8 protein-coding genes are annotated in these 5,533 nt (G+C 59.5%); 6 read left to right on the top strand and 2 right to left on the bottom strand.

All coding sequences use genetic code 11. The features are described from left to right. The first annotated feature begins 51 nt into the window (after nucleotides 1-51). From GY725_10190 to GY725_10180, 3 genes are all read left to right on the top strand, one after another. Entirely contained in the window at nucleotides 52-681 is a 630-nt protein-coding gene (locus GY725_10190; protein MCP4004553.1) for a hypothetical protein, read from the top strand. 288 nt (nucleotides 682-969) lie between these two features. Beyond that, nucleotides 970-1,470, top strand: coding sequence for an SRPBCC family protein (locus GY725_10185; protein MCP4004552.1), 501 nt, complete (start codon nucleotides 970-972; stop codon nucleotides 1,468-1,470). A gap of 232 nt (nucleotides 1,471-1,702) precedes the next feature. Beyond that, on the top strand, nucleotides 1,703-2,275 hold the full coding sequence (locus GY725_10180; protein MCP4004551.1) for a hypothetical protein: 573 nt from the start codon (nucleotides 1,703-1,705) through the stop codon (nucleotides 2,273-2,275). A gap of 53 nt (nucleotides 2,276-2,328) precedes the next feature. On the opposite strand, the gene GY725_10175 is transcribed toward GY725_10180, so the two are convergent. Continuing rightward, on the bottom strand, nucleotides 2,329-2,484 hold the full coding sequence (locus GY725_10175; protein ID MCP4004550.1) for a hypothetical protein: 156 nt from the start codon (nucleotides 2,482-2,484) through the stop codon (nucleotides 2,329-2,331). Nucleotides 2,485-3,070: 586 nt separating this feature from the next. On the opposite strand from GY725_10175, the gene GY725_10170 reads away from it, so the two are divergent. From GY725_10170 to GY725_10160, 3 genes are all read left to right on the top strand, one after another. After that, a complete protein-coding gene (locus GY725_10170; GenBank protein ID MCP4004549.1) occupies nucleotides 3,071-3,580 on the top strand; it encodes an acetyltransferase in 510 nt (169 codons plus the stop codon). 554 nt (nucleotides 3,581-4,134) lie between these two features. Beyond that, nucleotides 4,135-4,398, top strand: coding sequence for a hypothetical protein (locus tag GY725_10165; GenBank protein ID MCP4004548.1), 264 nt, complete (start codon nucleotides 4,135-4,137; stop codon nucleotides 4,396-4,398). Between the two features lie 8 nt (nucleotides 4,399-4,406). Then, nucleotides 4,407-4,787 carry a type II toxin-antitoxin system VapC family toxin gene (locus GY725_10160; GenBank protein MCP4004547.1) on the top strand — a complete coding sequence of 127 codons (381 nt, stop codon included), beginning with the start codon at nucleotides 4,407-4,409 and terminating at the stop codon, nucleotides 4,785-4,787. Between the two features lie 13 nt (nucleotides 4,788-4,800). Here the strand turns inward: GY725_10160 and GY725_10155 are convergent, their stop codons facing one another. Continuing rightward, a complete protein-coding gene (locus GY725_10155; GenBank protein ID MCP4004546.1) occupies nucleotides 4,801-5,244 on the bottom strand; it encodes a hypothetical protein in 444 nt (147 codons plus the stop codon). Between the last annotated feature and the right edge of the window lie 289 nt (nucleotides 5,245-5,533).

Below are 5,533 nucleotides of genomic sequence, written 5' to 3'. Positions count from 1 at the left end.
GTTCGACGTCAACGATTCCGTGTATGTCAGACGCAAGAGCGGCGATGAGCGATGAGTGGAGACGACAGAAAGTTGTTTGGCAGATTCCACGGCCTAGTCTTGCTTGCCCTTGCCTTCTTCTTGACCTCCATTGCAGGAGGCTTTATCGCTTCCGTTTATCAATACAGAGCATGGGAGTTTCGCAACCAGGCATCACGGCTGGCGGCTGACCGATCGGTAGCCACCTCCATTTTTGAAGAGATCAGCAGCCTTATGGATAAAAGGCTGTTCAGAATGCGCCGTTACCTGTGGAGATTGAAGCGGGAGGAGTTTGACGCCCAAAGGATTGAGAATCGGAGGGATCTGTACCAGGAGGTCCTGGTACAGCGGAACGAGAGCTTGAACCGCAACCTCGCAATGGTACAGCAGTATTTCGGGGACACCATTAGGATTGAATATGAGGAATTCATCAATAAGGAGTTTGTGATGCTGGCCGAGAGGCTAGATCTCGTTTACAAAGCAAGGAAAGAAGGGCGACAAGTCCCAGCTGAGGAGCTTGAAGAACTTGAGGGAAGAATCGGAAAACTAAGCGGAGTGGTATACAAGCTTAACCTACGAATGCTAGAAAACATCCAAAAAGGCCAAATCGGGCTCAAGAAAACGAAGATAACAATACGGCGAAAGCCTCGGGGGCTCGAATGATCTGCAGGTCACCGGAAGGATTTCACACGAGGCGGAAACCGACATCGTTAGGCTGCGCGCTGGCAGCAGTGAGATCAGGACATGGACTCCGATGCGGTAGTATCGGTGCGGAAGAGGTCGAACCAGCAGCTCGAGGCGGACGCGCTGCGCGCGCCACTCAGCCGTTTCGTTATCCGACTTAGGAATTGGTCTTGCAGATCTTGAACCCGAAGAACAAATCGTTGCTGTATTCCCGATCAAGGTTTTTGATCCTGATGGAATCTCGAATGCCAAAAACGTTAACCCGGCGTGTTGCCGCAAATTAAGGAATCAAAATTGATACATCACGAGCGAACTCTCGATATCGACGCCACGCCCGACGCCCTATGGGCGGTTATCGGTCGCTTCATGCACATTGACGAGTTCGCACCGCTCGTAAGATCCGTGGATGCGCTCACGGACGGCGAAGACGGGATCGGGTCGAAACGGCGCTGCAATTTCGACGATGGTACCTCAGTGGTGGAGGAGGTGACCAAGTGGGAGGCCAATCGCAGGTATCGCGTTCGTTTGTCGGAAATGATAGCGATGCCTCTTCACGAAGCGCACGCGGAGCTGTCGGTCGAGCCGCTGGATAGCGGGCGAGCGAGAGTGAAGTGGGGCATGGATTATCGCGTGAAATTCGGTCCTTTCGGATGGTTATTGGGCCAAACCGTGATGAAATTGATGATGGGCAAGATCATCGACGGTAATCTGAAGGGTCTCGCCAACAAAGTTCGGTCGAACCGGACTGCAACTTCACAGGCGACCTAGGGGGACATTTCCAATCGGAGGGCAGCTTTTGTTTGGCACAAGGCGCGAAAGCAAGGCATCTAGCTCGAAACCTGAGACGGAGTCGTCGGATAACAAGGCGTTGCACCGGAGCGCGCTCGTCCTTCGGCTCTTCAACGTCTTCACCTTTGGTTACGTTTTTTGGTTGTTCCACGTTTACTCTCATTGGGCCGCGTGTCGGTGAACGCAACTGTTGGGTGGACGGAACCAGACGTTGCAACGCAGCAAGGCTGCGGGCCGCGAAGAAGGAAAACGTATGGCACGATTGAACACGCTCTCGCTGGTGCTCTTGTCTCTACTCTTGACGTTGGAAGCGTCTGGTCAAGCGCAGGACGACCCACGGAAAGCTCATGGGATCTTCACAGGCGAGCTAAAGTCTGTGCTTTACGTAAGCGATGTTGAAAAGAGCGCGCCTTTTTATCGCGATGTGCTCGGATTTGATTTCCAGGGCTTTGCCAACTCAGATGGGCACCCCTACTACGCAGAAATGGTTGCAGCGGGGGTGAAGTTCGGCCTGCATGAACCAACTTCGAGCGCGCAGGAGACCAAGATCGGGCAGCAACGCCTGTACTTCCGAATCAAGAATCTACACGCTCACCATTCTCGGGTGCGTGCTTGGGGGGGAGAGGCAGGTGAAATCAAGGCGACTGCTTGGATGGACATGTTCATCGTCCGCGATCCGGATGGGAACGAGATCGCATTCGCGGTCACCGACCCGGAGCGTCACTCCAGCAATCCATGGAACGCTGAGGAGCCCGCCACAGGGGAGCGTGGGAAAGCGCAGTGAGGCTTCAGGCGAAGGCGCCACCCAACACGTATGAGGCCCCCGGTTGTCAAGGGCTATATTTCCCCCAGGGCGATTTCGAGAATCGCCGGTAGCAGGAAGATCGACGTGAGAGAGGTACTCGGTTCTGCTTGAGTTTTGGCCAGGTGCAGGTCGTCTGCACCAAACATCACGAAACGTCGCAGGTCAAAAGGCTCGCGCCTCCTGAGCATGTACTATCTCGGCTTTGGAGGCGCAAAGGAAAGCCGGCCTCAGTCAGAGAAGTCCAAGTTCAGCGGGTTCTTGATAAACTTCGCGAGTTTTCAAAAAAATCGCGGCACAGTTGGGTCTTTGAGATGGACTGGCCGGTGGACGATGAGGATCGGCAGAAAGTGGTGAGGGATGAGCTAGTGCAGTTCGCAGTCGGTGGTCTAAGGAAGGCTGGTTTTCCACCATGGTTTTCGGACTCTGGACTAATGAAGCTCGCCCGGTCTGCAGGAGATGCGCATGCTCGAAAATACCTAGGGTCGATAGCTGGCGGCATATTCAGCACACTGCTGCAGCCCAGATGGCTCAGAGATCAGCAAGTGTCAATGAACCTTAGACGTTCCTATCGTGTCTACGATCGGGCGTCAGCATTGCTATCCGGTTTTGAGGATCCAGGAATTCGTGCGGCCGTAGCTAAACACGATAGACGACAACGCGAAGCCGCAAAACGACGACTTGGGAAAAGGAGAGATCGTTCGCACAACACCTAAATCGAGCGTACGGCTTGCGCCGACGCTCATTTCTGCCCGTTAGCGGCAAGAAGGTGACGTGATGCCCAAACGGGAGGTCCGCCTTGAGCCCTTCGACCCCGAGCTCCACTCGCAGAGACTTCGGGATTGGCTGCACCGACCGCACGTGGCTCGGTGGTGGGGAGATCCCCAGCTGGCGTTGGAGAGCTCGCTGCGGTGCTCACCAGAGAGCCACGCCGTCATCGTGGTGGGCGGAGCCCCTGTGGGCTATCTGTGTTGGCGGACGCCCCCTCAGAACGAGCTCGAGGCTGCTGGGCTGACTGACCTTCCCGAAGGCCTCGTGGACATCGACGTCTTCATCGGGGAACCGGAGTTTATGGGCCGCGGTGTCGGGCCGAGATCCCTCGGTTTGCTTCTGGCTCGCTGGCGGATGGATCCCTCCGTGACAGTTGCAGGCGTAGGCACATCGGTTTCTAACGAGCGTGCCATCCGGGCGTTCGAGAAGGCTGGCTTCCGCCGGTTTCGTGAGTTCCAGGATCCGGAGTTCGGCGGCTGCTGGTACATGGTCGTAGAAGTCCGTGATGCGACCTGATCGGACCGTCTACTGTTCACTCTCCGGTAGCCCTTCCAACTCCCCCAACTCGGCGAGCTGGCGCAGGCAGTCTCTCACTGCCTCATCGGACAGGGTCCGGAAGTCCCGGAGCTTCGCCTGCAGCATCTCTTCAAGCTCCAGGCGCCTGCGGAGGGCTACACGACCACTTCTCCGCCGATTTCCCAACCTTCGGCGCCTTCGAAGCGCCCAGAGGCGGGATCCGCCGCCGTTCGGGGCGTTCTTCGCCGCTTCTGCCCGGCGAGTCCAACCCCCGGCGCGTCCTTGCGATGGGAACTGGGTTTTTCCGCGGTCCGGGCGCTTCTGGCGGCAGGGAGCGGGATTCCCAGGGGATCCTATCCGTGATCTCCCCTCGGTCGACGGCGCCCGACTCCAGGATGGTGATCGGCCGCGTGGGCGGCGACGGTGGCCGGGGTGGCGCCGGAGAGCAGGTGAATGCCGTCGGATGCGTCGATCGCCCTGATGATAGACTACGGCACCAGCTGGCTCGGTCACCGGCTCAGGATGCCGAAAAGCTGATCGAAGGAGCTTTCAAGATGACACTGACCCTCGAGTTGCCCCGAGAGCTGGAGCGGAAGCTGAGCGCCGAGGCCAGGCGCCTAGGTCTACCGCTCGAGCAGGTCGCCTTGCGCCGCCTGGATGCGGCGTCCGCTTCGACCGAAGCCAGCCCCAGAGACGGCGCGGAGCTCGTCGCCTATTGGCGCCGCGAAGGCGTCATCGGCTCACGCCCCGACATCGAGGACAGCCAGGCTCACGCCCGAGAGATTCGCCGGCGGGCCGAACGGCGCGCGCGCAGCTAGGCACCGGCGTGCTTCTGCTCGATACTGACATCCTGGTCGATATTCAGCGCGGGTATCAGCCCGCTGTGGACTGGTTCACCCAACTGCACGAGCTGCCGTCGGTACCTGGCTATGTCGTCATGGAGATGATCCAGGACGCAGAGAACAAGCTCCAGGTGCTGAGAGCCCTGAAACTGACCCGCCCTTTGCCAGTCGCGTGGCCTTCCGCAGCCGACTGCGACCGAGCCCTCTCCGATTTTCAGGCATTTCACCTGTCCCACAGCCTCGGCCTGCTCGATTCCCTGATCGGCGCTTGTGCGGTCGGCCGGTCTGCGACCCTGTGTACGTACAACGTGAAGCACTACCGAGTCATCAAGTCTTTGAAGACCGAGCAGCCGTATCCCCGCTGACCCGATCAGCCGTCTACTCCCCGTCCTCCGGCACCTCCTCCAGCTCCCCCATCTCGGCGAGCTGGCGCAGACAGTCTTTCACCTCCTCGTCCGACAGGGTCCGCAGGTCCCGCAGCTTCGCCTGCAGCATTTCTTCCAGCTCGGGACGCCTGCGGATGGCGGCGCCGAGGAGCTGCATGCGTTGCTTTTCGGTCTCCGGGAATTCCCAGGGCTGGACGTTCATCAGGAAGACGTGCTGTTGCATGCGGGCGGTGGCCCGGGTCCGGCGGTGGGAGCGGTGGCGCTCGACGGTGTTGGCGAGCTTGGCGCGCAGGCGGTCGGCGGTGGCTTCGGGATCGTCGCCGGCGGCGCGGAGGTCTTCTTCGATCTCTGCCTCGGGGGCTTCCATGATCGAGTCGACGATGCCGCCGAGAACGCGATCGAGCTCCAGACGGTGGTTACGCTTCTCAGTGGCCATGGCTGTCTCCCGGCTCTGGGTCCCGCAGGCGGACGGCGAAACGCCGTACCCTGCGGACGGCGGCGCGGAGGTCCTTCTCCGATATGCCGTACCGCCGCCGGATCTCGGGACCCTTACATCCTAACGCCCAACCGGCGAGGACGGCGCTCGCCGCCGGATCGCCGGCGAAGGCCTGCCGGATCTTGCGCAGGAGGTCCCGGGCGATCGCCGCGGCCTGTGGACTGGGCTGGCGAGAGCGCAGTAAGACGTCTTTGGACGACGGTTTCAGCTCCTCCAGAGACACGGTGGG

The sequence above is a fragment of the bacterium genome, from assembly GCA_024226335.1.
Taxonomy (GTDB): Bacteria; Myxococcota_A; UBA9160; order SZUA-336; family SZUA-336; genus JAAELY01.
This window is presented reverse-complemented; position numbering and strand designations above follow the sequence as displayed.